The 25,957-nt window shown below is 51.0% G+C and carries 23 protein-coding genes, 2 tRNA genes and 1 riboswitch; of the genes, 21 read left to right on the top strand and 4 right to left on the bottom strand.

Features of this window, described 5'->3' with window-relative positions:
* Positions 1-145 precede the first annotated feature (145 nt).
* A riboswitch (glycine riboswitch) is annotated at positions 146-243 on the top strand.
* A 210-nt stretch (positions 244-453) separates the two neighbouring features.
* The 16 genes from gcvT to ACTHSP_RS02975 all read left to right on the top strand — a co-directional run bounded on the left by gcvT (position 454) and on the right by ACTHSP_RS02975 (position 16,798).
* Complete coding sequence (gcvT, locus tag ACTHSP_RS03050; protein ID WP_314511108.1) at positions 454-1,554, top strand: glycine cleavage system aminomethyltransferase GcvT; 1,101 nt, start codon at positions 454-456, stop codon at positions 1,552-1,554.
* Between the two features lie 133 nt (positions 1,555-1,687).
* Positions 1,688-2,086 (top strand): glycine cleavage system protein GcvH, encoded by a 399-nt coding sequence (gene gcvH / locus ACTHSP_RS03045; RefSeq protein ID WP_063068454.1) that lies wholly within the window; start codon positions 1,688-1,690, stop codon positions 2,084-2,086.
* A gap of 107 nt (positions 2,087-2,193) precedes the next feature.
* Entirely contained in the window at positions 2,194-2,745 is a 552-nt protein-coding gene (locus tag ACTHSP_RS03040; RefSeq protein ID WP_314511105.1) for a DNA-3-methyladenine glycosylase I, read from the top strand.
* Between the two features lie 55 nt (positions 2,746-2,800).
* Positions 2,801-5,653: an aminomethyl-transferring glycine dehydrogenase gene (gene gcvP / locus ACTHSP_RS03035; protein ID WP_314511103.1), complete on the top strand. Its 2,853-nt coding sequence runs from the start codon at positions 2,801-2,803 to the stop codon at positions 5,651-5,653.
* 224 nt (positions 5,654-5,877) lie between these two features.
* Complete coding sequence (gene thiD / locus ACTHSP_RS03030) at positions 5,878-6,687, top strand: bifunctional hydroxymethylpyrimidine kinase/phosphomethylpyrimidine kinase (protein ID WP_314511101.1); 810 nt, start codon at positions 5,878-5,880, stop codon at positions 6,685-6,687.
* 111 nt (positions 6,688-6,798) lie between these two features.
* On the top strand, positions 6,799-7,218 hold the full coding sequence (locus tag ACTHSP_RS03025; RefSeq protein ID WP_314511099.1) for an OsmC family protein: 420 nt from the start codon (positions 6,799-6,801) through the stop codon (positions 7,216-7,218).
* Positions 7,219-7,479: 261 nt separating this feature from the next.
* The gene (locus ACTHSP_RS03020) at positions 7,480-8,193 is read left to right on the top strand and encodes a GntR family transcriptional regulator (protein ID WP_070646633.1); all 714 of its coding nucleotides are present in this window, start codon (positions 7,480-7,482) and stop codon (positions 8,191-8,193) included.
* A gap of 73 nt (positions 8,194-8,266) precedes the next feature.
* Positions 8,267-9,046, top strand: a complete 780-nt coding sequence (locus tag ACTHSP_RS03015; protein WP_101755833.1) for a DeoR/GlpR family DNA-binding transcription regulator — start codon at positions 8,267-8,269, stop codon at positions 9,044-9,046.
* A 105-nt stretch (positions 9,047-9,151) separates the two neighbouring features.
* On the top strand, positions 9,152-10,840 hold the full coding sequence (locus ACTHSP_RS03010) for a glutamine--tRNA ligase/YqeY domain fusion protein (protein WP_440345617.1): 1,689 nt from the start codon (positions 9,152-9,154) through the stop codon (positions 10,838-10,840).
* Positions 10,841-10,914: 74 nt separating this feature from the next.
* Complete coding sequence (locus ACTHSP_RS03005) at positions 10,915-11,670, top strand: BPSS1780 family membrane protein (protein WP_314511093.1); 756 nt, start codon at positions 10,915-10,917, stop codon at positions 11,668-11,670.
* 57 nt (positions 11,671-11,727) lie between these two features.
* Entirely contained in the window at positions 11,728-12,630 is a 903-nt protein-coding gene (locus ACTHSP_RS03000; protein ID WP_314511091.1) for a DMT family transporter, read from the top strand.
* A 245-nt stretch (positions 12,631-12,875) separates the two neighbouring features.
* Positions 12,876-14,135, top strand: a complete 1,260-nt coding sequence (gene rho / locus ACTHSP_RS02995; RefSeq protein WP_003680905.1) for a transcription termination factor Rho — start codon at positions 12,876-12,878, stop codon at positions 14,133-14,135.
* A gap of 56 nt (positions 14,136-14,191) precedes the next feature.
* Entirely contained in the window at positions 14,192-15,550 is a 1,359-nt protein-coding gene (locus tag ACTHSP_RS02990; RefSeq protein WP_314511089.1) for a deoxyguanosinetriphosphate triphosphohydrolase, read from the top strand.
* A 132-nt stretch (positions 15,551-15,682) separates the two neighbouring features.
* A tRNA-Arg gene (locus ACTHSP_RS02985) sits at positions 15,683-15,759 on the top strand.
* A gap of 12 nt (positions 15,760-15,771) precedes the next feature.
* Positions 15,772-15,846: transfer RNA gene (locus tag ACTHSP_RS02980), tRNA-Glu, on the top strand.
* A 394-nt stretch (positions 15,847-16,240) separates the two neighbouring features.
* Positions 16,241-16,798, top strand: a complete 558-nt coding sequence (locus ACTHSP_RS02975; protein WP_107769215.1) for a hypothetical protein — start codon at positions 16,241-16,243, stop codon at positions 16,796-16,798.
* An 83-nt stretch (positions 16,799-16,881) separates the two neighbouring features.
* On the opposite strand, the gene ACTHSP_RS02970 is transcribed toward ACTHSP_RS02975, so the two are convergent.
* The 3 genes from ACTHSP_RS02970 to ACTHSP_RS02960 form a co-directional block, all read right to left on the bottom strand.
* On the bottom strand, positions 16,882-18,192 hold the full coding sequence (locus tag ACTHSP_RS02970; protein WP_314511085.1) for an NCS2 family permease: 1,311 nt from the start codon (positions 18,190-18,192) through the stop codon (positions 16,882-16,884).
* A gap of 229 nt (positions 18,193-18,421) precedes the next feature.
* Positions 18,422-19,744 (bottom strand): tRNA (N6-isopentenyl adenosine(37)-C2)-methylthiotransferase MiaB, encoded by a 1,323-nt coding sequence (gene miaB / locus ACTHSP_RS02965; protein ID WP_440345616.1) that lies wholly within the window; start codon positions 19,742-19,744, stop codon positions 18,422-18,424.
* A gap of 71 nt (positions 19,745-19,815) precedes the next feature.
* Complete coding sequence (locus ACTHSP_RS02960) at positions 19,816-20,211, bottom strand: hypothetical protein (protein WP_004519559.1); 396 nt, start codon at positions 20,209-20,211, stop codon at positions 19,816-19,818.
* 198 nt (positions 20,212-20,409) lie between these two features.
* On the opposite strand from ACTHSP_RS02960, the gene hemL reads away from it, so the two are divergent.
* Positions 20,410-21,693, top strand: coding sequence for a glutamate-1-semialdehyde 2,1-aminomutase (hemL, locus tag ACTHSP_RS02955; RefSeq protein WP_296185907.1), 1,284 nt, complete (start codon positions 20,410-20,412; stop codon positions 21,691-21,693).
* Positions 21,694-21,771: 78 nt separating this feature from the next.
* Here hemL and ACTHSP_RS02950 read toward each other — a convergent pair whose 3' ends face one another.
* The gene (locus ACTHSP_RS02950) at positions 21,772-22,236 is read right to left on the bottom strand and encodes a universal stress protein (protein WP_003680896.1); all 465 of its coding nucleotides are present in this window, start codon (positions 22,234-22,236) and stop codon (positions 21,772-21,774) included.
* A gap of 186 nt (positions 22,237-22,422) precedes the next feature.
* Between ACTHSP_RS02950 and ACTHSP_RS02945 the strand changes: the two genes are divergently transcribed.
* The 4 genes from ACTHSP_RS02945 to brnQ all read left to right on the top strand — a co-directional run.
* The gene (locus tag ACTHSP_RS02945; RefSeq protein WP_314511082.1) at positions 22,423-23,199 is read left to right on the top strand and encodes a tRNA threonylcarbamoyladenosine dehydratase; all 777 of its coding nucleotides are present in this window, start codon (positions 22,423-22,425) and stop codon (positions 23,197-23,199) included.
* Positions 23,200-23,212: 13 nt separating this feature from the next.
* A complete protein-coding gene (locus tag ACTHSP_RS02940; protein WP_314511079.1) occupies positions 23,213-23,680 on the top strand; it encodes a hypothetical protein in 468 nt (155 codons plus the stop codon).
* A gap of 92 nt (positions 23,681-23,772) precedes the next feature.
* Positions 23,773-24,669, top strand: coding sequence for a segregation and condensation protein A (locus tag ACTHSP_RS02935; protein WP_070607002.1), 897 nt, complete (start codon positions 23,773-23,775; stop codon positions 24,667-24,669).
* Position 24,670: 1 nt separating this feature from the next.
* Positions 24,671-25,957, top strand: a 1,287-nt coding sequence (gene brnQ, locus ACTHSP_RS02930; RefSeq protein WP_440345615.1) for a branched-chain amino acid transport system II carrier protein, incomplete at its 3' end; no start/stop codon positions are given.

Raw genomic sequence — 25,957 nt, 5'->3', positions numbered from 1 at the left:
CGGCCTGAGACTTTTGCAAAAACATTTGCCGCATAGCTAACAATTTTATAAAGGCTCAAGTTTTGCCGCCCCAATAAAAAGACGGATATTCACATCATAAATATTCGTCGGCTACTTGCCCAAACTGCCGATTCAAGACATAATCGGGAAATGTGCAGGAGAGTGTTACACCCAACTACAATGTAACCACCGAAGGCGCAGACACCCTTAAATCGCTCAGGTATCAGGGACTGCACATTGAAACAAACAATCTGGAGAGCGGCGTTGGAATAACGTCCACCGAAGGGGAGAAGGCCGTCTGAACCACCATTCAGACAACCGCGCAAAGCAGTGAGCAGACTGGTTTGCCATCATGCGGATACGGCCGAAAATCTCAGGTTCAAGGACAGATAGGGTCATCCGCGCACAGGTGCGCGGGCGGCATCTGAACAAAAAATCCGGAGAAACTTGAGAATGACTGCTCTGAAAACCACCCCATTTCATCAAGCCCATCAAGATGCAGGCGCGAAGCTGGTAGATTTTGCCGGCTGGGAGCTGCCCATCCATTATGGTTCACAAATCGCCGAACACGAAGCCGTGCGCACCGACGCCGGTATGTTTGACGTATCCCATATGCTCGTTACCGACGTAGCAGGCGCAAATGCCAAAGCCTTTTTCCGCAAATTGATTGCCAACGATGTCGCCAAACTTGCTTTTGTCGGCAAAGCCCTTTATTCCGCTTTGCTCAACGACAACGGCGGCGTGATTGACGACTTAATCGTTTACCGCACCAACGAAGCCGAAACCCAATACCGCATCGTGTCCAACGGCGCGACTCGCGAAAAAGATACGGCGCAATTCCACAAAGTCGGACAAGAGTTCGGCGTTGCCTTCAATCCGCGCTACGATCTCGGCATGCTTGCTGTACAAGGCCCTAAAGCCATCGAAAAACTCCTGACCGTCAAACCTGAATGGGCAGACGTAATTCACGGCCTCAAACCGTTCCAAGGTGCAGACTTGGGCAACGACTGGTTTGTCGCCCGTACAGGCTACACCGGCGAAGACGGTGTCGAAGTCATCCTGCCCGGTACCGAAGCCGTCGCATTCTTCAAAGCCCTGCAACAATCCGGCGTACAGCCTTGCGGCCTCGGCGCACGCGACACCCTGCGCATGGAAGCCGGTATGAACCTCTACGGCAACGATATGGACGACAATACCAGCCCGCTCGAAGCAGGCATGGGTTGGACCGTTGATTTGAAAGACGAAAGCCGCGATTTCGTCGGCAAAGCCGCATTGGTGGCATTGAAAGAAAAAGGCGTTGCCGTGAAACAGGTCGGCCTGTTGCTCGAAAAAGGCGGCATCCTGCGCGCGCATATGGAAGTGTTGACCGACAAAGGTCAAGGCGAAACCACCAGCGGCGTATTCTCGCCAAGCCTGAAACAATCCATCGCCATCGCCCGCGTACCGAAAGACTTTGACGGCGATACCGCCAAAGTGCTGATGCGTGGTAAAGAAGTGGATGTGCGCGTACTGAAGCTGCCGTTCGTCCGCAACGGTCAAAAACAGTTTGATTAATATCGGTTCAGACGGCCTTTATTTGTTAAGGGCCTTCTGAAAGCAGGTTTTAATTGTCGTCCGGTACGGACGTTTGTAGAAAGCATTGAACAAGGCATCTATGAAGATGCCGTCTGAAAATAACCCCCTATCAATGGAGTATCAAACCATGAGCAACATCCCAGCAGAACTGAAATACGTTGCCAGCCACGAATGGCTGCGCCTTGAAGAAGACGGTACCATCACCGTCGGCATTACCCATCACGCGCAAGAGCTGTTGGGCGACATCGTGTTTGTCGAGCTGCCCGAAGTCGGCGCAAACCTGGCTGCCGAAGAGCAAGCCGGTGTGGTTGAGTCTGTAAAAGCCGCATCTGACGTATACGCTCCGATTGCAGGCGAAATCGTTGCCGTCAACGAAGATTTGCCAAGCGCTCCGGAAACTGCCAACAGCGATCCTTACGGCGCAGGCTGGTTCTTCAAAATCAAACCTGCCAACCCTGCCGATTACGACGGTCTGCTGACTGCCGAACAATACGCAGGCGAAGTAGCTTGATTTTTGCAAACATTCAAACAGGTTTTTCATCTGTTTGATATTGCAGGTCTTAGGTCGTCTGAAAAATGCTTTCAGACGGCCTTTGTTTCAATTTTTCCTTAGCAAACATGAATTACTGCGAATTTGTCGCCACGCTTCCCGACGATACGGACAATCCCAACAAACATTATCACGACACGCAATACGGTTTTCCGATTGAGGACGACAATGAATTGTTTGAGCGGCTGGTGTTGGAAATCAATCAGGCAGGATTGAGCTGGACGCTGATGCTGAAGAAGCAGCAGGCATTTCAGACGGCATTTAAAGGTTTTGACATCGATACGGTCTCCGCATTTGATGAAGCCGATATTGAGCGGTTGCTTGCCGATGCAGGCATCGTCCGCAACCGCCTGAAAATCAACGCAGCCATTTATAACGCGCGACAAATCAAACAAATACGGCAAGAATACGGCTCATTCAAAAACTGGCTGGATACACACCATCCGCTCGACAAGGCTGAATGGGTGAAGCTGTTTAAAAAACATTTCAAATTTGTCGGTGGCGAAATCGTCGGCGAATTTCTGATGAGTACCGGCTACCTACCTGGAGCGCATGTGGAAACCTGTCCGGTTTATAGGGAAATATTGGCATGTCGTCCAAAGTGGGCGGAGGCCGTCTGAAACAACATCTGCAAGAAAAAACAGTGTTGATATCGATAACACCGAAGGAGTAGAAATGAAACTATCTGAATTGTTCAACCCGAACGAATTTGCCGCGCGCCATTTGAGTTTTGGCGACGAGGCTGCGCTTTTGGAAGCGCTCGGCGAGAAGAGCATGGATGATTTTGTCGGCAACACCGTGCCGCAAAGCATCCGTATGCCGTCCGAACTCGATTTGCCCGAAGCGTTGACCGAGGCGGATGCGTTGGCGAAATTGAAAGGCATCGCGTCTAAAAACGTGATCAACAAATCCTATATCGGTTTGGGCTATTACCCGACCCGCGTGCCGAACGTGATTTTGCGCAACGTATTGGAAAATCCGGGTTGGTACACTGCCTACACCCCGTATCAGGCGGAAATTGCCCAGGGCCGTTTGGAAGCTTTGTTGAACTTCCAACAAGTGTGTATCGATTTGACCGGTTTCCCTGTGGCAGGCGCGTCTTTGTTGGATGAGGCAACTGCCGCGGCGGAAGCGATGGCGATGGCGCACCGCGTGGGCAAAGTGAAATCCGAGCGTTTCTTTGTGGATGCGCGCGTCTATCCGCAGACTTTGGACGTGATGAAAACCCGCGCCAAATATTTCGGCTTCGAGCTGGTGGTCGGCGATTTTGCTAAAGCGGATGAAGGCGAATACTTCGGCGCGCTGTTCCAATACGTCGGCAAAGACGGCGACGTGCAAGACTTGCAGGACGTTATCGGCCGTCTGAAAGCAAAAGGCACAATCGTGGCCGTTGCCGCCGACATCATGAGCTTGGTTTTGCTGAAGTCTCCGGCTGAATTGGGCGCAGATATTGCTTTGGGTAACACCCAACGCTTCGGCGTGCCGATGGGCTTCGGCGGTCCGCACGCTGCTTATTTCGCGTTTAAAGACGAGTTCAAGCGTTCTGCCCCAGGCCGTATCATCGGTGTGTCCAAAGACGCATCGGGCAAGCCTGCCTTGCGCATGGCTTTGTCCACCCGCGAGCAACACATCCGCCGCGAAAAAGCGACATCCAATATTTGTACCGCACAAGCATTGTTGGCGAACTTGGCCGGTATGTATGCCGTTTACCATGGCCCTGAAGGCGTGAAACGCATTGCCAACCGTATCCATGCGTTGGCTTCTGCCTTTGCCGATGCGCTGGTTTCAGACGGCCTGAATGTGGTTCACAAAGTCTTCTTCGATACCGTTACCGTCGATTTTGGCAGCAAAGAGAAAGCAGACCAGGTGTTTGCCGCTGCTTTAGAATCGGGTTATAACCTGCGCCGCGTCAGCGATACTCAAGTTGCGGCTGCATTCCATGAAACATCGGCATGCGAAGATTTGGTTGATTTGTACCGCGTGTTTACCGGCAAAGATACGTTCACATTTGCCGATGACGTCAAAGGCCGTCTGAACGCCGAATTGCTGCGTCAAGACGACATTCTGCAACATCCTGTGTTCAACAGTTACCACACCGAACACGAAATGCTGCGCTATCTGAAAAAACTCGAAGACCGCGATTTGGCGATGAACCGCAGCATGATTTCATTGGGCAGCTGCACCATGAAACTCAACGCGACTGCGGAAATGTTGCCGATTACTTGGGCAGAGTTCACCGACATCCACCCCTACGCCCCCAAAGACCAAGCCGCAGGCTACCGCGCGCTTTTGACCGACATGGAAAACAGCCTGAAAGCCATCACCGGCTTTGACGCGATTTCCTTCCAGCCCAACTCCGGCGCGCAGGGTGAATACAGCGGCATGCTCTCCATCCGCCGCTATCAAGAAGCCAACGGCGAGGGACACCGCAACATCTGCCTGATTCCCAAATCCGCCCACGGCACCAACCCTGCGACTGCGGCCATGCTGGGTTTGAAAGTCGTCGTTGTCGACACCGACGAACACGGCAACGTCAACATCGACGATTTGAAAGCCAAAGCCGAGCAATACCGCGACGCTTTGTCCGCCATCATGATTACTTACCCGTCCACCCACGGCGTGTACGAAGAAGGCATCCGCGACATCTGCCGCATCATCCATGAAAACGGCGGACAGGTTTACATGGACGGTGCCAACCTCAACGCCCAAATTGGCATCATGCAGCCTGCCGAAGTCGGCGCGGACGTGTTGCACATGAACCTGCACAAAACCTTCTGTATCCCTCACGGCGGCGGCGGTCCGGGCGTCGGTCCTATCGGTTTGAAAGCCCACCTTGCCCCGTTTGCACCGGGACACGCTTTGACCGATACCCACAGCGCCAGTGCCGACCAAACCGCCGTTGCTGCTGCGGCCTTCGGTTCTGCGTCTATCCTGCCGATTACCTGGATGTACCTGACCATGATGGGTAAACAAGGCATGGAGCAGGCAACGTGCTGGGCATTGCTCAACGCCAACTACGTTGCCAAACGCCTGAGCGAAGACTATCCGATTCTGTATACAGGCAAAAACGGCCGCGTCGCGCACGAATGTATCGTCGATTTGCGTCCGCTCAAAGCCGAAAGCGGCATCACTGAAACCGACATCGCCAAACGCCTGATGGACTACGGCTTCCACGCGCCGACGGTTTCCTTCCCTGTTGCCGGCACGCTGATGATTGAGCCGACCGAGAGCGAAAGCAAAGCCGAACTCGACCGCTTCATCGCCGCCCTGAAACAAATCAAACAGGAAGTGCTGAAAGTCGAGCGCGGCGAATGGCCGAAAGAGGATAATCCGCTGGTGAACGCTCCGCATACCGCAGCAGATGTAACCGGTGAATGGGCGCATCCGTACTCTCGCGAAGAAGCCGTCTTCCCATTGCCGTTCGTTCGCGAACACAAATTCTGGCCGAGCGTCAAACGGGTAGATGAAGTGTATGGCGACCGCAATCTGGTTTGCTCCTGCTTGCCGATTGACGCATACGAAGAATAAGCCTGAATAGGTTTAAAATTGAACAGGCCGTCTGAAAATGAAAATAGTTTTCAGATGGCCTTTTGTTTGTTAAGATATTCCGCCCGAGAACGTACATTTGTTTTTGGTAAAACAACAAATAAGGCATTCGGAAAGATAGACGGCGAATGCCTTTGTTTGCGGATAAAACCAAACTGCTCTCAACAACGATAAACACAAGGCCGTCTGAAAAACAGGAGGATATGATGGACGAACTTTTTATTCAAACGCTGACGATTGCCGGCTCAGATTCCGGCGGCGGCGCGGGCATACAGGCAGATTTGAAGACATTTCAGATGCGCGGCGTGTTCGGTACCAGCGTACTGACAGCGGTTACCGCACAAAATACTTTGGGCGTATCGGCAGTGCATCCGATACCGACCGACATGATTGCTGCGCAAATTGCCGCGATTCAGGAGGATTTCCAAATCCGTGCCTATAAAATCGGCATGTTGGGTACGGCGGAAATCATCGAATGCGTGGCGGAACAAACCGCCGAATGCGACTTCGGCAAACGCGTGTTGGATCCGGTCATGATTGCCAAAGGCGGAGCGCCGTTGTTGGAAAATTCAGCCGTTGAAGCCATGAAACGCCTGCTGTTGCCGCATACGGACGTATTGACCCCCAATCTGCCCGAAGCGCAGGCATTGACGGGTATCAATATTGAAAACCGCCAAGATGCGGAACGCGCCGCCAAAATTCTTCAGGATTGGGGTGTGAAAAATGTGGTAATTAAGGGTGGCCATCTTGCCGACAGCCAAAGCGAATATTGCACCGACTGGCTGTTTACGCAATATGAAACCATCGAGCTGAACAGCAAACGTTTCACAACGCCGCATACCCATGGCACGGGCTGCACATTTTCTGCCTGCATCACTGCCGAGTTGGCAAAAGGGTTTAGCGTACCCGAGGCGGTTCAAACGGCAAAAAACTATATTGCCGCCGCCATTTCCTATCCTTTGGGCATCGGGGCAGGACACGGGCCGGTCAACCATTGGGCGTATCGGGACGAATAATGCGTTTAGGCCGATTGTAATTGATTGTATTTTTCAGACGGCCTGACTAGGTTTATCACTTGAAATTGTTTACAATATCGGATTAATGCTTTTACGGATAAAAAAGACACCATGCAAGTTACTTCAAAATGGATAGATGGAATGTGCTTCGTCGGTACAACGGCAAACGGACACAGCGTTGTGATGGAAGGCGCGGCGGCTGAAGGCGAAGTCAAACGCGGCCCAAGCCCGATGGAAATGCTGTTGTTGGGTGTAGCAGGCTGTTCCAGCATCGATGTCGTGATGATTGCCGAGAAACAACGCCAAAAAATTACCGACTGCCGTGCCGAAGTGACTGCCAAACGCGCCGACACAGCGCCGCGCGTGTTTACCGAAATCCATATCCATTTCAAAGTGTATGGTCAGGATTTGCAAGAAAGCGCGATTGAACGCGCCGTACAGATGTCTGCCGAAAAATATTGCTCCGCATCGATTATGCTGGGCAAAGCGGCAAAAATGAGCCACAGCTTCGAGATTGTCGAAACAGAATAGGGCGGTTTCAGGGTGGGCGTGCCGGAGCGTGAACCGGCTACCCACAAAAAAAGCAGATATATTCACGCATTAACATGAATATATCTGCTTGCTTTTTATTCCTTTTTCTCTCTCTCTATCAGCCTTTATAACTTGGCTTGTTGATCTCATTGTGCAAGTTTCGTTTAACATTGTCAACAATTTTTAATTATATTTTAAACACCCCCGAAAGCTGCAGGTTTGTAAACGCTTGCGCCTTAATACGGATACTGGGGAAACAGTATGGATTACGAAAATAATACCAACATTGCGCCTGCAACTTCATCGCTTATTTTGGAAGAGCGTCACGATTCGGAACTCTTCCGAGTGTACGCATTGATTTTGGACGGCATTACCGACCATCTGCTGCTGCCGGGCAAAAAACTGACCGAGTCCGAGCTTTGCCGACAAATGGTTTGCTCGCGCAATACCGTGCGTGGCGCATTGTCGCTTTTGGCGCACGATAAAATCGTCGATTTGCAGCCCAACCGCGGCGCATTTGTCCATGTGCCGGACTTGAAAGAAATGAAAGACGTGTTCAACACGCGTATCGAAATGGAAAGCATGATTTTGAGCGTCCTTATCGATATGCCTGATTTGGAAACGCGTCTGAAACCGCTTTACGCCATGATTGAGCAAGAGGGTGCAGCTTCCGAAAGTGGCGACCGCGTGGGTTGGAACCGCCTGTCCAATGCCTTCCATGTCGAATTGGCGCGGCTGCTGGACAACGATGTCCTGTTTGAAATCATGAATACCTTATGCGCGCGCTCTTCATTGATTGTGGCCGTTTCCGATCCGCTTCGCAAAGAAAAGCGCAACATCGATTCCAATTCACACCATGAACACCGAGAAATCCTCGATTTGTTGCTGGCAGGCAAGCGCAACCGTGTGACCAAAGTCATGCGCCGCCACTTGGGCGCGTGCATGGAACGCTTGGAACAGAAACTCGAGATGTAATCGGTTTGACAATGAAAAAGGCCGTCTGAAATATTCAGACGGCCATTGGTTTATCCCTACAAAACGAAACGCCATGAAACCCAAAATCCAAAGACACGAACATATCCTCAGCCTTGTCCGCGAACATAATTTTATGACGGTAGAAGAATTGGCGGCGAATTTGGATGTTACGCCGCAAACCATACGCCGCGATGTGCAGGAATTGAGCGAAACCGGGCAGCTCAAACGCTATCACGGCGGCGCATCTTTGGGCGATGTTTCAGTCGTAACGGCAGGGCAGGAGAGGCGCAACCATCAGCAGCAGGAAAAAAACGCTATTGCCCGTCTGATTGCTTCCACCATTCCCGACAATGCCTCGCTGTTTATCAGCATCGGCACCACCATGGAAGCCGTCGCCGCCGAATTGGTCAGACAGCGTAAAAATCTGCGGATTATCACCAACAATATCTACGCCGCCTCGATCACTGCGGCGCGTACCGATTACACAGTCATCATCGCTTCCGGCGTGGTCCGCCCCTTGGACGGCGGTATTACCGGCGTGGCGACCGTCGATTTCATCAACCAATTCAAAGTCGACTATGCCATCATGAGTACCCACGGCATAGAAAACGACGGCTCACTTTTGGATGACGATTACAAGGAAGTCAGCGTGATGCAGGCGATGGTGAACAATGCCCGCGTGCGCTATCTCGGCGTCGATCACAGCAAGTTCAACAGCAATGCCTTGGTCAGACTGGGCGATATCGGCGCATTCGATAAGCTGTTTACCGACCGCCCACCATCCGCCGCCATGCAGAAAACCCTAAACGAACGCGGCGTAGCATGGCAGGTTGCCGACCCTGTATCAAAGTAGCCAAGTCGGGTACAATTGAGCCATCATTCCATTCCTTTCAGACGGCCTGATTGAATGTTCAGGCCGTCTGAAAACAGAAAATCATTTTCCCATCAAAGAAATATTATGTTGAATAAAGACCAATTCGCGGACAACCACTTTATCCGCACTATTATCGAAGAAGACCTCAAAAGCGGTAAACATACAGCCATCCAAACCCGTTTCCCGCCCGAGCCGAATGGCTATTTGCACATCGGCCACGCCAAATCCATCTGCCTGAATTTTGGTTTGGCTTATATTTACGACGGCTTGTGCAACCTGCGTTTTGACGATACCAATCCTGAAAAAGAAAACGACGAATACGTCAACGCCATCAAAGAAGACGTTGAATGGCTCGGTTTCCATTGGGCGGGCGAGCCGCGTTTCGCTTCCAACTATTTCGACCAGCTTTACGACTACGCCGTCGGTTTAATCAAAGACGGCAAAGCGTATGTCGATGATTTGACGCCCGAAGAAATGCGCGAATACCGCGGTACGCTGACCGAAGCAGGCAAAAACAGCCCTTACCGCGACCGCAGCGTCGAAGAAAACCTCGACTTGTTCACACGCATGAAAAACGGCGAGTTCCCCGACGGCAGCAAAACCCTGCGCCTGAAAATCGACATGGCATCAGGCAACATCAATATGCGCGACCCCGTCATCTACCGCATCCGCCGCGCCCATCACCACAACACCGGCGACAAATGGTGCATCTACCCAATGTACGACTACACGCATTGCATTTCCGATGCCATCGAAGGTATCACGCATTCCTTGTGTACGCTCGAATTTGAAGCCCACCGCCCGCTGTATGACTGGGTGTTGGACAACATCCCTGCGCCGCACGCCACCCGTCCGCGCCAATACGAATTTTCCCGTTTGGAGCTTTTGTATTCCATCACGTCCAAACGCAAGCTAAACCAACTGGTTTCAGACGGCCACGTTGCCGGCTGGGATGATCCGCGTATGCCGACCATTTCAGGTATGCGCCGCCGCGGTTATACGCCCGAAGGCCTGCGCCTGTTTGCCAAACGCGCGGGTATTTCCAAATCTGAAAACATCGTCGACATGAGCGTGTTGGAAGGTGCGATTCGTGAAGAGTTGGAAAACTCTGCGCCACGCCTGATGGCGGTTTTGAATCCGCTTAAAGTAACCCTGACCAACTTTGAAGCCGGTAAAACCCAAAGCCGCCGTGCCGCGTTCCACCCGAACCACGAAGAAATGGGCGATCGCGAAGTACCTGTTTCCCAAACCATCTACATCGAAGCCGATGACTTTGCCGAAAATCCGCCCAAAGGCTTCAAACGCCTGATTCCCGGCGGCGAAGTGCGCTTGCGCCACGGCTATGTCATCAAGTGCGATGAAGTAGTAAAAGACGAGGCAGGCAATGTGGTTGAACTCAAGTGCAGCATCGACCACGACACCTTGGGCAAAAATCCTGAAGGCAGAAAAGTCAAAGGCGTGATTCACTGGGTTTCCGCCGAACACGCCGCCGAAATCAAAGTCCGCCTGTACGACCGCCTCTTTACCGTCGAGCGTCCCGATGCCGTGCGCGGCGAAGACGGCAACTACCTGCCGTTCACCGATTTTCTCAACCCTGAATCCATCAAGGAAATCACCGCCTACGCCGAGCCTGTCGTAAAAGATTTGCCGGCGGAGAGCCGTTGGCAGTTTGAACGCATCGGCTATTTCGTCACCGACCGCAAAGACCACAGCAAAGACACACCGGTGTTTAACCGCACTGTGACACTGAAAGATTCTTGGCAGGCAAAATAATTGGTAAGAAGGCAGTCAGTATGCACTGGCTGCCTTTATTGTGTTTAAATTTTTGATTTTATAATAGGAATTTTATGGAAAACCAAATACCCACTTCACAGGAAGTTCGATATCACGAACCCAAACGCCTTCCTGCTTCTGCAGGCATCAAGTGGATTACCGACGCTTTCGGTATTTTCAAACTTCATCCGTGGAAATGGATAGGCGTATTATTGGCTTATATGATCGTAGGCTTTGTGGTTTCTATTATTGACTTACTAGGAATTAATGCGCTTTCTAGTTTAAAAGGTATTGTATTCAGCTGGGTGGGTTCATGCTTAGTAGGCGGAGCTATGTATGTTGCTAACAATATCAATAATGGAAAAGCATTTGATGTGAAAGATTTTTTTATTGTTTTTTTAGATAAAAAAATGAGTTTTTTCATTTTATTGTTACTTCAGGTGCTGTTCAGTATAGCTGTTAGTTTGCTTATCATTCCGCTATATTTTGCAGGTCATTGGGCAATGATGATAGGTGTTGTATTGATTGTTATTGTCCTTTTGTCTATATTTTTATTAACCCCCGCTTTGATTGTTTTAGATGGTCTGAAGCCATGGGAGGCTATTAAAGCTAATGTTAAAGCGGCTATGTGTAATATTCCTGCAATATTAGTTTATGTTGTAGGTGTGGCTCTCTATTCTTTTATGTGGGGCGTATTAGGCAGCATGTTAGGCCAGTGGATTATCATGATCATACTTTTACTATTCCTACCTGTCAGCGCAGTTTTACTGCTGGCTCCTTATATTGCTTACCGCAATATTTACCCTAATGGTCGTATTGTAAAATCCTAAGTGGATAAAGGCCGTCTGAAACATTTTCAGACGGCCTTTGTCGATAAAAGGAATGAGATGGAACGTTATTCTGTACATTTGAAACTGCTGGGGATGGCGGTGCTGTGGGGCGCGTCTTGGCCGATGGGGCGGATGCTGGGGCAGTCGCTGCCGCCGCTGACGGGCGGGGCGGTTCGGTTTGTACTGGCTTCGGTTTTGTTGTTGGGCTGGTTGTTTGCGCGTAGCAGGTTCGCGACTTTGGCGGCTTTGTCGGCGCGGCAATGGCTGGGTTTGACGGCAGCCGCTTCCGTCGGCGTGTGCGGTTATGCGGTGTTTTTTATGCTGGGTTTGCAGACTATGCCGGCAGGCAAGGCGGCGGTAGTCGTGGCGGTGAATCCGGTATTGACACTGCTGTTGGCAACTTGGTTTTTCGGCGAGCGTTTAAATGTGAAGATTTTGGCGGGTATGCTGCTGGCGGTCGGTGGTGCCATTATGGTGGTAACGCAAGGGCAGCCGTTGACAGTGTTATCGGGCGGCATCAAGGCGGGGGAGTGGCTGATTTTCGGCTGCGTGGTCTGTTGGGCGGCTTATACCTTAATCGGTCGCGCGGTTTTGCGCGGGATAGATGCGCTGACGGTAACAACGGCAACGTCGTTCATTGGTGCGTTGATGTTGTCGGTGGTGGCGTTGTGGACGGACGGAATGCCGTTTGAGGCGATAGCGGCAATGGATGGGCGAGGCTGGACAGCCTTGGCGTGGCTGGTCATCGGCGCGACGGTATTGGCCTATGCGTGGTATTTTGAAGGCGTGAAGACTTTGGGTGCAGGCAGCGCGGCGGCGTATATTACGCTTGTGCCGATTTTCGGTGTACTGTCTTCGGCGTGGTTTTTGGGCGAACCGCTGCATATTTCACTGGTTGCAGGTTGTGCGGCGGCGGTTGGCGGCATGACGCTGATGCGGTACGGGCAGAGGGCCGTCTGAAGTTGGGTAAATACTCGGATTTTTGATGATAAGATTGCGGTTGCCATGTTACTTCCAGCCGTAATCTTATTGAAGGATAAGACCAAGGTCTCGGCCTCAGTGTTCAATTTAAAAATTTGACACCCTGCCTCCAACTGCCTAAAATTCAACTTTCTCAAAAATCTACCGTATCCTGCGGCACGATTTCATCCTTTCAGACGGCCTTTGTGCCATCTCTCTGATACCATTCAAAATATATCAATACTATGCACGTTTCAGAACTCCAAACCCTCCACATTTCCAAACTCTTGGAAATGGCAGAAGAACATGGCATTGAAAATGCCAACCGTTTCCGCAAACAAGACCTCGTTTTTGCCATCGTCCGCCAGATGATGAAGCAAAATGTCAGCTTTACCTGTTCCGGCACACTCGAAATCCTGCCCGACGGCTTCGGTTTCCTGCGCAGCGCAGATACTTCTTACCTTGCCGGTCCTGACGATATTTATGTTTCGCCCACGCAAATCCGCCGCTTCAATCTGCACACCGGTGACACCATCGAAGGCAGCGTGCGCGTACCTAAAGACAACGAGCGTTATTTCGCGCTTGTTCGCCTCGATACCATCAACGGTGATCAGCCCGAAGTCTGCAAACACAAAATCCTCTTTGAAAACCTCACGCCTTTATTCCCAACCGAACAATTCAAACTTGAGCGCGACATCAAAGCCGAAGAGAATCTGACCGGCCGCGCTATCGACTTGGTTTCCCCAATCGGTAAAGGCCAACGTGCATTGTTGGTGGCGCCGCCTAAAACCGGTAAAACCGTGATGTTGCAAAACATTGCCCACGCTATTACCGCCAATTATCCCGATGTCGAGCTGATTGTCCTGTTGATTGACGAACGTCCGGAAGAGGTTACCGAGATGAGCCGTTCTGTACGCGGCGAAGTCGTTTCCTCTACGTTTGACGAACCTGCGCAACGCCATGTACAAGTAGCCGAGATGGTGATTGAAAAAGCCAAACGCATGGTCGAACATAAAAAAGACGTGGTCATCCTGCTGGATTCGATTACCCGTTTGGCGCGCGCCTACAATACCGTCGTGCCGACTTCGGGCAAAATTCTGACCGGCGGTGTCGATGCCAACGCTTTGCACCGTCCAAAACGCTTCTTCGGCGCAGCGCGTAATGTGGAAGAGGGCGGTTCGCTTACCATTATTGCGACAGCGCTTGTTGAAACCGGCAGCCGCATGGACGACGTGATTTACGAAGAGTTCAAAGGCACGGGCAATATGGAATTGCACCTTGACCGCCGAATGGCAGAAAAACGCCTGTTCCCGGCCATCAGCATCAATAAATCCGGTACGCGCCGCGAAGAATTGCTGGTGCCGAACGATCAGTTGCAACGTATGTGGCTCTTGCGCAAATTCCTGCATCCTATGGACGAAATCGAAGCGACCGAGTTTTTGGTGGGCAAACTCAAAGACTCCAAAAACAATGACGATTTCTTTGAATTGATGCGCGGTAAATAAGCATAAGGCCGTCTGAATATGTTTCAGACGGCCTTTACTTTGCTTGAGGAACCTTTATGACCATCCGAATGAATTGGCAAAACTTATTATCCACCCAACGCTTCCGCACTAAAAACGGCGAAATCGTGCCGACCGTTACCCCTTCGACTCAGGAAGGTGCCGATGCTTTGCGTACGGATTTTCACATCGACTACGACCGGGTTGTTTTTTCCGGAGCCTTCCGCCGCCTTGGTCGAAAAACGCAGGTGCATCCGCTGGCGCAGCACGACTTGACGCACAACCGCCTGACGCACAGCGTTGAAGTTGCCAGCGTGGGCAGGAGCTTGGGCAACCGCGTGGGCGTGATGTTGCACAACGGCGGTTTTCTGCCGCAGGGCAATACACCCAGCGATATTGGTGCCGTGGTGCAGGTTGCCTGTTTGGCACATGATTTGGGCAATCCGCCGTTTGGCCATACCGGCGAAGATGCTTTGCGTGATTGGTTCAGACGGCCTGAGCATCAAATTTATCTGAACACATTAAACGAAGCGGAACGCAACGATATTCAAACCTATGAAGGCAATGCGCATAGCCTGCGTATCGTCGCCAGCCTTGAAATGTATCCCGAGGCGGGCGGAATACGCCTGACTGCAGCCGCCATCGGCGCATTGCTGAAGTATCCATGGACAACGCAACATCCAAACGGCAGAAAGAAATTCAATATTTATCAAACAGAGTTACCATTTATACGTCAAGTTGCCGACGAATTGGGGCTGGTTTCCGCGGGAGCAGACAGCTGGGCGCGCCATCCTTTGTCTTATTTGATGGAGGCCGCCGACGATATTTGCTATGCCTTGCTGGACTTGGAAGATGCCGTCGAATTGGATTTGCTCATGGATACGGAAGTGGAGAGTATTTTGTCCGAGCTGACCTTTGCCGAAAGCGCATGGCACGCCAGCTCCAGCCGTCAGCGTTGCGCCATGTTGCGCGGCATTGCGATTGGCAAGGCGATTGATGATGTTGCGCAAACCTTTATGCTGCATCAGTCCGATTTACTGGATGGAACATTCAAAGGCAAAGACTTGCTTGCTCTGTGCAGCCCGCAAGTGCAAAACACTTTGGCAAAAGCGAAAGAATTGGCGCAAACACGGATTTTCCGCCATCACACCAAACTCTTGACCGAGATTGCCACGTTCCCATGTTTAGGCTCCATCTTGGATTTACTTGTTCCTGCCGCTTATGCCCTGATTGCTGAAAAACAGTTGGCAACGCGTCAGTCTTTGGCGTTGGAATTATTGAAAAAGCACAATCCGATTCTTCCTGAAGACAGTCTGTATCAGGCCTATATGAAGATTTTGGATTTTGTCGGCGGTATGACCGATAACTCCGCCGCCAAAATGGCGCAGGATTTGTCAGGAGTAGGGATTTTACGTTAATTTTATATTGTTTAATTTCAATCATCTAATTAAAAATATAAAAAATATCTGCGAAAAGAGTAGACAGGTTTCAGTAAAGCCTATATTATTCGGTCTTCTTGATTCACAACGCACTAGCGAAGTGATGAGGATGCACCCGTAGCTCAGTTGGATAGAGTATCTGGCTACGAACCAGAGGGTCGGGCGTTCGAATCGCTCCGGGTGCGCCACAAGATTTATCCGCGCCCATCGTCTAGCGGTTAGGACATCGCCCTTTCACGGCGGTAACCGGGGTTCGATTCCCCGTGGGCGTGCCAGTTTTCAAAAAAACGCAATCTGTTTCAGATTGCGTTTTTTTATTACATTTACTGTTTGTGTTCTAAGGCCGTCTGAAACGCTTAGCAATTCAAGAGACAGAAGTGTGTAAAATAAATTGCCCAGACTTTTTGTCGTCTATATGCGCTTTTCAATCTCATTTTACCATTGCCAAAACCCAATTTATTGACAACAGTATTCATCTTAAGAGTTCCTAAACCTGAATTTACATGATTTCATATTTATAATTTCTTGATTTTAGAAAATAAAAATATTTATTTGAACTTTTATTAAAAAATGCCGTCTGAGATAAAGACAAGACGGAATATCTCTGTTAATGTGTAAATGTCAGCCGGCGTTTGCCGGTTTTTTATTGAAACCATTTGGGAGTCAATTATGAATATGAATGTTAAATTAATCGTTCCTGCCGTTTTGGCGGCTGTTGCCCTGACTGCATGTAGCAGCGGTTCTAAAGCCAAACCTGAAGCTAAAGCTGCGCCTACTGCGCAACAACAAACTCAAGCTCAGGCTCAACAAGCTCAAGCTCCAGTACCTAATACTTTGAAAGTAGACTCTATCGACGGTACTAAAGAAGTTCACTACAAATGCGGTAAAGACGGCAAAGAGCCTCTGAGCGTAATGTACGGTTTCAAAGGCAACGAAGTTGTTGCTGCCCAAGTAAAATACAAAGGTCAACTAACTGAAAACCTGTTCCGTATCACTGACAGCAGCAAAGACGTAAACGCATTCTGGGGCGGTAATGTCGCTTGGGTTGCTGAAGCAGCCACTGCAGCCAACGTAGACAAAGTTGACGGCAACATGCTGACTATCCGCGGTACTACCGAAGTAAACGGCAAACAAGAAGTGGTTGATCAAATCATTACCCGCTTCTGCGCATTGGACAAAGGCGCGAAAGCTGCCGCTAAACCAGCTGCTAAAAAAGCGAAAAAATAATCTTTTATCGACAGCTTTAAACGCTGGGTAAAATAAAACAGGCCGTCTGAAAAGTTTTCAGACGGCCTGTTCTTTTGAGTGGTTTAACCCAAGAACCAGAATTTCAGTGCCCACAATACGGCGACAATCCATACCATAGGCGGTACGTCTTGGGTGCGGTTGCACAAGAGTTTGATGAGTGCGTAGCTGATAAAGCCAAACGCGATACCGTCGGCAATCGAGTAGGTAAACGGCATGAAGACGATGGTCAGGAATGCCGGTGCGGCTTCGGTCATGTCGTCCCAATCGATTTCACGCGCGCTGCGCAACATTTGCGCGCCAACATAGAGCAGGGCGGGTGCGGTAGCGAATGCAGGGATGCTTTGAACCAGTGGGGAGAAAATCAGACAGGCCAGCATCAGTACGCCGACGGTAACGGCAGTCAGGCCGGTACGGCCGCCGGCAGAAACGCCTGCCGCGCTTTCAACGTAAGGGGTAGTGGAAGAAGTACCCAAGGCGGCGCCTGCGATAATGGCGGTAGAGTCGGCAAGCAGGGCGCGTTTCAAACGCGGCAGTTTGCCGTCTTGCAACAGGCCTGCGCGGTGGGAAACGCCGACCAAGGTGCCGGTAGAGTCAAACAGGTCAACCAGGAAGAATACAAAAATCACGCTGACCATGCTGACGGTGAACAAGCCTTTGAAGTCCATCTGCATGAAAGTCGGTGCAATGCTCGGAACTTCGCCGACCACGCCTTTGAACTCGCTCAAGCCCAAGACGGTGGAGACGGCGGTCAGCGTCAGAATGGTAATGATGATGGAGCCTTTGACGCGGAAGTGGCCGAGTGCAACCACCATGACAAAGCCTGCCATCGCCAGCAGGGCGGTAGGCTGGTGGATGTCGCCCAAGCCGACCAATGTGGCAGGATTGGCCACAATCACGCCTGCGCCTTTGAGTGCAATCAATGCCAAGAAGAGGCCGATACCTGTGGCAATCGACATTTTCAAGCCCATAGGCAGGGCGTTGACCAGCATTTCACGCACTTTAAAGAAGCTGAACAGGATGAAAATGATGCCTGAAATGAAAACGGCACCCAAAGCCACACGCCAGTCCACGCCCATGCCCTTGACGACGGCAAAGGTAAAGTAGGCGTTCAAGCCCATGCCCGGTGCGAGGGCGATTGGGTAGTTGCCGACAAAGCCCATCACGAAACATCCGATGGCGGAGGCGATACAGGTGGCCACAAATACTGCGCCCATATCCATGCCGGTTTCGCCCAAAATCAGGGGGTTGACGATGATGATGTAACACATGGCGAGGAAGGTGGTCAAACCGGCCATGATTTCAGTGCGGACGTTGGTCTGATTGGCACTCAGGTTGAACAATCGTTCCAAAACGCTTTGATTTGAAGAACTCATTTAAAAATATTCCTTTGGGGAAAGCCGCTTGCGGGACGGCATCGTCGGATTGGTCTGAAAAAAGTTTGGTTTTTGGCCTTAACTTCTCAACAGATAAGGGAATTTTCGGGCGGTATTATACTGAAAAGCCTTTTGTTCGGGTAATAAAAATACATGAATCAGATAATGCCGGGCCGAACCAAGATAAAGGCCGTCTGAACAGTTTCAGACGGCCTTTGTTTGTGTGTGCTTATACCGGTTTGCCTTTCAGGGAGAAGGTGTAGGCTTCGGTGATTTCCAAATCGATCATTTGGTTGATCATGTCGGGTGTGCCGGTAAAGTTGACCACGCGGTTGTTGGCGGTACGGGCTTGCAGTTGGTCGGGGTCTTTTTTGGAGATACCTTCGACCAAGCAGCGTTGAACCGTGCCGACCATGGTTTGGTTGATGCGCGCGGTTTCGGCTTCGATAACTTCGTTCAAAGCTTCGAGGCGGCGCACTTTTTCTTCGTGCGGCGTGTCGTCGTGCAGGTTGGCGGCAGGCGTACCGGGGCGCGGACTGTAAATAAAGACGAAGCTCAAGTCAAAGGCGATGTCTTTGACCAGTTTCAAGGTTTGCTCGAACTCGCGTTCGGTCTCGCCCGGGAAGCCGACGATAAAGTCGGAGCTGAGGCACAAATCAGGACGGATGGCGCGCAGCTTGCGGATGATGGATTTGTATTCCAAGGCGGTGTAACCGCGTTTCATTGCGCTCAATACGCGGTCGGAACCGCTTTGAATCGGCAGGTGCAGGTGGGAAACCAGCTTCGGCAGGTCGCGGTAGCACTCGATAATCGCATCGGTAAATTCGCGCGGATGGCTGGTGGTAAAGCGCAGGCGTTTGATGCCCGGGATTTCGTGGACGATGCGCAACAAAGTGGCAAAGTCGCAGATTTCGCCGTTTTCCATTTCGCCGCGATAGGCATTGACATTTTGGCCTAAGAGGTTGATTTCTTTAACACCTTGTTGCGCCAAACCGGCAATCTCGGTCAATACATCATTGAGCGGGCGGGAGAATTCTTCGCCGCGGGTATAAGGGACGACGCAGTAAGAGCAGTATTTGGAACAGCCTTCCATAATGGAAATGAATGCCGAGCCGCCTTCTACGCGCGCAGGCGGCAGGTGGTCGAATTTCTCGATTTCGGGGAAGGAAATGTCGATTTGAGACAGGCCGGTGGTTTCTTTATCGACGATGAGTTTGGGCAGGCGGTGCAGCGTTTGCGGACCAAAAACCACGTCCACATACGGAGCGCGTTTGACGATGTTTTCGCCTTCTTGAGAGGCAACGCAGCCGGCAACGCCGATGATGAGGTCGGGATTTTTTTCTTTGAGCGGGCGGACGCGACCCAAGTCGGAGAAGACTTTTTCTTGCGCTTTTTCACGCACGGAGCAGGTGTTGAACAAGATGATGTCGGCGTCGTCAGGTTGGGTAACCTGTTCGATGCCGTCGTGTTCTTCGGCGAGGACGGACAGCATTTTTTCGCTGTCGTACTCGTTCATTTGGCACCCGAAGGTGCGGATAAATACTTTTTTCATGGTTTGTTTTGATTGACTTGCTTGTTGTAAAAGGGTTCAGACGGCCTTTGAATATCCGGGCCGTCTGAAAGTTATTCTTCCGCCTGTTTTTGCGCTTTGGCGTGTGCGGCAAACCTGTCGGCCTCGGCGTCGGTCAGAATCCAGATTTCGCGGACGAGGCGGCTTTCTTCGTTGTATTTGAACGCGACGGCTTTGCCGGTTTGATTCAGCAGGCGGCCCATGGGGATGAAACGGTCGTTTTCATCGTGGATTTTGGTGAAGCGCGTGATTTGCAGTTTGGCCGCATTGCCGTCTACAATGCCCAAGGTCAGCAGGCGCGTCCAAGAAAAACCGCCTTTGCTGACTTTCAGATAAGGCAAATCGACAGTCTTTAAGACGGCCACGTCCATATCGTCGGGCAGGCTGCGTTGTGCATGGACGAGGGAGGACGCCAAAAGGGCGAGGCTGAGTATGAATCCGCGTAACATGATGCTTTTCTTTTATTGTTTCAATAGGTCGCGGATTATAGCACAAGCAGGAAAAATGTGGATAGAGTGTTTGTTTTTAAAGAATAATTTTGATTTTGCGCCCGATTCTTATTTTGAAGCTTGGGCCGTCTGAAAAGGATTTGGTGTTAAAATGGCACCGATTTGATTTTCAGACGACCTCTTACGAAAGAATTGACCATGAACCGTAATGAAAGCTTGTTCAACCGCGCCAAAGCCATTATTCCCGGCGGCGTGAACTCTCCTGTGCGCGCATTCGGCAGCGTCGGCGGCGTACCGCGCTTTATCAAAAAGGCAGAAGGCGCGTATGTTTGGGACGAAAACGGCACGCGTTATACCGACTATGTCGGCTCTTGGGGCCCTGCGATTGTCGGCCATGCCCATCCTGAAGTCATTGAAGCTGTGCGCGAAGCGGCATTGGGCGGTTTGTCGTTTGGTGCGCCGACTGAAGGCGAAATTGTCATTGCCGAAGAAATCGCCAAAATCATGCCGTCGGTCGAGCAGCTGCGCCTTGTCAGCTCCGGTACGGAAGCGACGATGACCGCCATCCGTCTGGCACGCGGTTTTACCGGCCGCGACAAAATCATCAAGTTTGAAGGCTGCTACCACGGCCATTCCGACAGCCTGTTGGTGAAAGCAGGCAGTGGTCTGCTGACGTTTGGCAATCCTTCTTCCGCCGGTGTGCCTGCCGATTTTACCAAACATACTTTGGTACTCGAGTACAACAATATCGCTCAACTGGAAGAAGCCTTTGCCCAAAGCGGCAATGACATTGCCTGTGTGATTTTAGAGCCTTTTGTCGGCAATATGAATCTGGTTAGGCCGTCTGAAGCCTTTGTCAAAGCCTTGCGCGAATTGACTGAAAAACACGGTGCCGTGTTGATTTACGACGAAGTGATGACCGGTTTCCGCGTGGCGTTGGGCGGAGCGCAATCTTTGCACGGCATCAAGCCTGATTTGACCACCATAGGCAAAGTGATCGGCGGCGGTATGCCTTTGGCGGCGTTCGGCGGCCGTAAAGACATTATGGAATGTATTTCCCCGTTGGGCGGCGTATATCAGGCAGGTACATTGTCCGGCAACCCGATTGCGGTTGCAGCCGGTTTGAAAACGCTGGAAATCATTCAGCGCGAAGGCTTCTATGAGAACCTGACTGACTTGACCCAACGCCTTGCCAACGGTATTGCCGATGCGGCTAAAGCACATGGCGTTGAGTTTACGGCGGACAGCGTGGGCGGCATGTTTGGTTTGTATTTTGCCAGCCATACGCCGCAAAATTATGCCGACATGGCGCGTTCCAATATCGACGGTTTCAAACATTTCTTCCACGGTATGCTCGACCGAAATGTCGCATTCGGCCCGTCAGCTTATGAAGCCGGTTTTGTTTCCGCCGCGCATACGCCTGAGCTGATTGACGAAACCATTGCTGTGGCACACGAAGTGTTCAAAGAAATGGCGAAATAAAAGTTGAAGCTGTCATGTGAAAAAAGGCCGTCTGAAAAATATTCAGACGGCCTTTCGCTATTTTAAATAAATGCTTGATTATGCTTCTTCAGCTTTGCTGCGGATAATCAGCAGAGGCAGGTGGCTTTGACGCATTACGGTCTCGGCGAAGCTGCCCATCAGCAGGTGCATCAGGCCGGTGCGGCCGTGTGTGCCGAGTACCAGCAGGTCTGCGCCGTTGTTGTCGGCATAGTCAACCAAGTCTTGCGCCATTTCGCGCGCGCCTTTGTTGGCGACCAACAGGTGTTTCACGATGTTTTCAACGCCGCTTTCACGCGCTGTTTTTTCTGCGAAATCCAAAACTTCGTTACCTTGAGCCACTGCGGCGGCTTCATAGCTTTCGTGTTGCAGGAATTCAGGAGCCAAAGCCATGTATTCGGCAGGGTTGGCAACGTGAACTAAAGTCAGTTGGGCTTTGTTGAGGCTTGCCAGTTCGGCGGCGTGTTTCAATGCATTGAGGGAGGTCTCGCTACCGTCAACGGCTACAACCAGATGTTTGTACATATTCATTCTCCTTTTGCGCCGAGTAGCGGCACTTTCGTTTAATATGAAATCAGAACTTGTCTGAATGTGAAACGATTATAAACTCTTTCGGGCAGGTACAACAGCCTATCTGCTTTCAAGTATAATGTCTGTCCGAATCGCCTGTCGCGTTTTTCATTAATTTATTGATATATCACAAGGTTACTTATGCAGGACGCCGCTTTTCTTTCTTCGCGCCGCTTTGGCGGCATTGCCAGACTTTACGGAGACGAAGCACTGGCACGCTTTTCGCGTGCGCATGTGTGCGTGGTCGGTGTCGGCGGCGTCGGCTCGTGGGCGGTGGAGGCTTTGGCGAGGAGCGGTATCGGTCGTTTAACGCTGATTGATTTGGACAACGTTGCTGAGTCCAATGTTAACCGCCAATTGCACGCTTTGACCGATGATTTCGGTAAGGCAAAAGTTACCGCTTTGCGCGAACGCATTGCCCAAATCAATCCGCAATGCGAAGTGACGGAAATCGAAGATTTTGTGACCGAAGACAATCTGGACGAACTTTTCAGACGGCCTTTTGACTTTGTCATCGACGCCATTGACCAAATCCGTGTCAAAGCGGCGATGGCGGCGTATTTCGTGCAACATAAACAACCGTTTATTATCAGCGGCGGCGCGGGCGGACAGAAAAATCCGGCTTTGATACAGACCGCCGATTTGAGCCGCGTTACCCACGATCCGCTGCTTTCCAATTTGCGCTATACCTTGCGCAAACGCTACGGCTTCAGCCGCAATACCAAAGAAAAAATGCGCGTGCCTTGTGTTTATTCAACCGAGAATATTACGCCGCCGCAATCCGGCGAAGCGTGTTCGACCGATGCAGCGCCGCAAGGTTTGTCCTGCGCGGGCTACGGCGCGAGTATGCTGGTGACGGCTTCGTTTGGGCTGTATTGTGCGCAGGCGGCGGTGGAGCATATCGCGGGGCGGAAGTGAGGGGTAGGGGAAGATGGTTAAGAGCCGATTTTTTAAAGCCTACTTTATTGCCAGTCTGATTTATGCGGTATGGTTCGGCGTGTTGATGTATGCTGTCGATCCGATGTTTCTCGATGTGATGGAATGCAATACGCTGCCGGGCGATTATTTGTGTGTGCAAAGCGGTTATAACCGCCCATTCACCGCTTTTCTTTATCCGTTTCTGTCCGTCGTGATGTTCAGCCTTTTACACGCCGGTATTATGAAATGGCGTAAACGCCGTTCGGTTAAAATGATTTGGCTTTGGGTCGGCTGCGAAAGTTTGCTATTGTTGGCTTTAATAGTGGCGATGCTTGCGAGGGATGGTTTTGTGTTGTCCCGAGATATCGGCTCGGTACTGACGGGTACAGTTTTCGCCAGCCTGCCGCTGTTGGGTATGGCCTTGGCCCAGACTTTTGCCGTCGCCATTGTTTCTTTGCAAATCAATCGTAAAAAACGTTGATTTTTATATTAAAAACGGGTTGTCCCCGTTTCAGATGGCCTTTTATTGATGAAACTTCTTACTAAACTTAAAAAGAAAAAGACCCTTTAACCATGCCTTCAGAACACCTTATTTCTTCCACTGCCGCAACGCCGTCTGAACATACCGTTGCGTGGGTGTTCGGTCAGCCTGTCACCGATGTGCCGCAGGATTTGTTTATTCCGCCTGATGCGTTGAAGGTGGTATTGAGCAGCTTCCAAGGGCCGTTGGATTTGCTGCTGTACCTTATCCGCAAGCAGAATATCGATGTCCTCGATATTCCGATGGTGAAGATTACCGAGCAGTATCTGCACTATATTGCTCAAATGGAAGCGTATCAGTTTGATTTGGCAGCGGAATACCTGCTGATGGCGGCGATGCTGATTGAAATTAAATCGCGCCTGCTGTTGCCGCGTCCTGAAGAAGTTGAGGATGAAGAGGCGGATCCGCGTGCCGAATTGGTGCGCCGTCTGTTGGCTTACGAGCAGATGAAACTGGCGGCTCAGGGTTTGGATGCGTTGCCGCGCGCCGGACGTGATTTTGCTTGGGCGTATTTGCCGCTGGAAATTGCGGTCGAAGCAAAGTTGCCGGAAGTGTATGTTGCCGATTTGACGCAGGCTTGGTTGGGTATTTTGTCGCGGGCGAAACATACGCGCAGTCATGAAGTGGTGCGGGAAACCATTTCAGTGCGCGCGCAGATGACGGCGATTTTGCGCCGTTTGAACGAAAGCGGTATCAGCAAGTTCAGCGATTTGTTTAAGCCGGAGCAGGGTGCGACATATGTGGTGGTCAATTTTATTGCATTGCTGGAATTGGCTAAAGAAGGCTTGGTGCGTATCGTACAGCCTGAAAATTATGGTGAAATCGAAATCAGCCTGAAAGACGGTTTGGAAACAAACGAAGCCGAAATGCTTTCAGACGGCCTTGAAGCCGATGAAACCGATAACGAAAATTTGAAAAAAGAGAACTAAAATGAATTCGACGACGAGTCATACCAAAGCTTCTTTATGGGCGGTGGGCTTAATGCTGTTTGCCCTGTTTTTTGGGGCGGGGAACCTGATTTTTCCAGCTTTTTTGGGGCAGCAGGCCGGTGATAACTGGCTTTCGGCGATGTCCGGCTTTCTGCTGACCGGGGCGGGTTTGCCATTGTTGGGCGTGATTGCCGTCGGCTATTCCGGCTCGCGCGATGTGGAAGCGCTGGCTTCCCGTGTTGCGCCTTGGTACGGCGTGACTTTTGCCACTGCGCTTTATTTGGCAATCGGCCCTCTGTTTGCCATGCCACGTACGGCGACAGTGTCTTTTGAAACCGCGATTTCCCCTTTCATTGATGAATCTTGGAAAAACATCGCATTGGCCGTATTCAGCCTGGTGTTTTTCGGCATGACTTATTGGCTGTCGATTTCTCCGGGTAAGCTGGTTGACCGTATCGGTAAAATCCTTACGCCCATTTTGTTGCTGTCAATTGCGATATTGGTCGGCTATGCCGCCATTAATCCGATGGGCGTGCCGCAGGCGGCGCAAGGTGATTTTGCTACTCATCCGTTGGTTAAAGGCATTTTGGAAGGCTATGGCACCATGGACGCGCTGGCTTCGCTGGTGTTTGCCATTATCGTTATTGATGCTGTTCGCGCCATGGGCGTGGACAACCGCGCGGACTTGTTGAAGACTACGACGATTTCCGGTGTGTTGGCGGCTTCTTGTTTGGCAGTGGTTTACCTGTTTATCGGCTATATGGGCGTGACAGGTGTGGCCGGTATCGGTTTGCAGGAAAACGGCGCGTCGGTTTTGTCTAAAACCGCACAGCACTATTTCGGTACGGCCGGTATTGTGTTGCTTGGCGTCATGGTGTTGCTTGCCTGTCTGAGTACGGCGGTTGGCTTGATTACTTCATGCGCCGAATATTTCAACCGTCTTTGCCCGGGTATTTCTTATAAAATCTTTGTGATACTGAATACGGTGGTGTCTATCCTGTTGGCCAACAAAGGCCTGTCAGCGATTTTGCAGTTTTCCATCCCTATGTTGATGCTGTTGTATCCGCTGACCATCGTCATCATTTTGCTGGCCTTGACGGATAAATTGTTTGGCGGCGGCCGTATTGTCTATTTCTGCACCATGATGGCTGCCCTTGTGGTCGGTTTGCTCGATGCCTATAAGGCCGCGTTTGGATTTAATGCCGACACCGCTGCTGCCATCGAGCGCGCATTGCCGTTTTACAATATCGGTTTAGGGTGGGTTGTTCCCTCTTTAGCCTGCTTTATA

The sequence above is a fragment of the Neisseria sp. P0001.S005 genome, from assembly GCF_051963715.1.
The sequence above is the reverse complement of the archived record's forward strand: the minus strand, read 5'-3'. Positions and strand labels throughout refer to the sequence as shown.

Excerpts from the sequence above, each read along its gene's own strand:
- gcvT (WP_314511108.1), top strand. The coding sequence starts at position 454 with ATGACTGCTCTGAAAACCACCCCATTTCATCAAGCCCATCAAGATGCA.
- gcvH (WP_063068454.1), top strand. The coding sequence starts at position 1,688 with ATGGAGTATCAAACCATGAGCAACATCCCAGCAGAACTGAAATACGTT.
- ACTHSP_RS03040 (WP_314511105.1), top strand. The coding sequence starts at position 2,194 with ATGAATTACTGCGAATTTGTCGCCACGCTTCCCGACGATACGGACAAT.
- gcvP (WP_314511103.1), top strand. The coding sequence starts at position 2,801 with ATGAAACTATCTGAATTGTTCAACCCGAACGAATTTGCCGCGCGCCAT.
- thiD (WP_314511101.1), top strand. The coding sequence starts at position 5,878 with ATGGACGAACTTTTTATTCAAACGCTGACGATTGCCGGCTCAGATTCC.
- ACTHSP_RS03025 (WP_314511099.1), top strand. The coding sequence starts at position 6,799 with ATGCAAGTTACTTCAAAATGGATAGATGGAATGTGCTTCGTCGGTACA.
- ACTHSP_RS03020 (WP_070646633.1), top strand. The coding sequence starts at position 7,480 with ATGGATTACGAAAATAATACCAACATTGCGCCTGCAACTTCATCGCTT.
- ACTHSP_RS03015 (WP_101755833.1), top strand. The coding sequence starts at position 8,267 with ATGAAACCCAAAATCCAAAGACACGAACATATCCTCAGCCTTGTCCGC.
- ACTHSP_RS03010 (WP_440345617.1), top strand. The coding sequence starts at position 9,152 with ATGTTGAATAAAGACCAATTCGCGGACAACCACTTTATCCGCACTATT.
- ACTHSP_RS03005 (WP_314511093.1), top strand. The coding sequence starts at position 10,915 with ATGGAAAACCAAATACCCACTTCACAGGAAGTTCGATATCACGAACCC.
- ACTHSP_RS03000 (WP_314511091.1), top strand. The coding sequence starts at position 11,728 with ATGGAACGTTATTCTGTACATTTGAAACTGCTGGGGATGGCGGTGCTG.
- rho (WP_003680905.1), top strand. The coding sequence starts at position 12,876 with ATGCACGTTTCAGAACTCCAAACCCTCCACATTTCCAAACTCTTGGAA.
- ACTHSP_RS02990 (WP_314511089.1), top strand. The coding sequence starts at position 14,192 with ATGACCATCCGAATGAATTGGCAAAACTTATTATCCACCCAACGCTTC.
- ACTHSP_RS02975 (WP_107769215.1), top strand. The coding sequence starts at position 16,241 with ATGAATATGAATGTTAAATTAATCGTTCCTGCCGTTTTGGCGGCTGTT.
- ACTHSP_RS02970 (WP_314511085.1), bottom strand. The coding sequence starts at position 18,192 with ATGAGTTCTTCAAATCAAAGCGTTTTGGAACGATTGTTCAACCTGAGT.
- miaB (WP_440345616.1), bottom strand. The coding sequence starts at position 19,744 with ATGAAAAAAGTATTTATCCGCACCTTCGGGTGCCAAATGAACGAGTAC.
- ACTHSP_RS02960 (WP_004519559.1), bottom strand. The coding sequence starts at position 20,211 with ATGTTACGCGGATTCATACTCAGCCTCGCCCTTTTGGCGTCCTCCCTC.
- hemL (WP_296185907.1), top strand. The coding sequence starts at position 20,410 with ATGAACCGTAATGAAAGCTTGTTCAACCGCGCCAAAGCCATTATTCCC.
- ACTHSP_RS02950 (WP_003680896.1), bottom strand. The coding sequence starts at position 22,236 with ATGTACAAACATCTGGTTGTAGCCGTTGACGGTAGCGAGACCTCCCTC.
- ACTHSP_RS02945 (WP_314511082.1), top strand. The coding sequence starts at position 22,423 with ATGCAGGACGCCGCTTTTCTTTCTTCGCGCCGCTTTGGCGGCATTGCC.
- ACTHSP_RS02940 (WP_314511079.1), top strand. The coding sequence starts at position 23,213 with ATGGTTAAGAGCCGATTTTTTAAAGCCTACTTTATTGCCAGTCTGATT.
- ACTHSP_RS02935 (WP_070607002.1), top strand. The coding sequence starts at position 23,773 with ATGCCTTCAGAACACCTTATTTCTTCCACTGCCGCAACGCCGTCTGAA.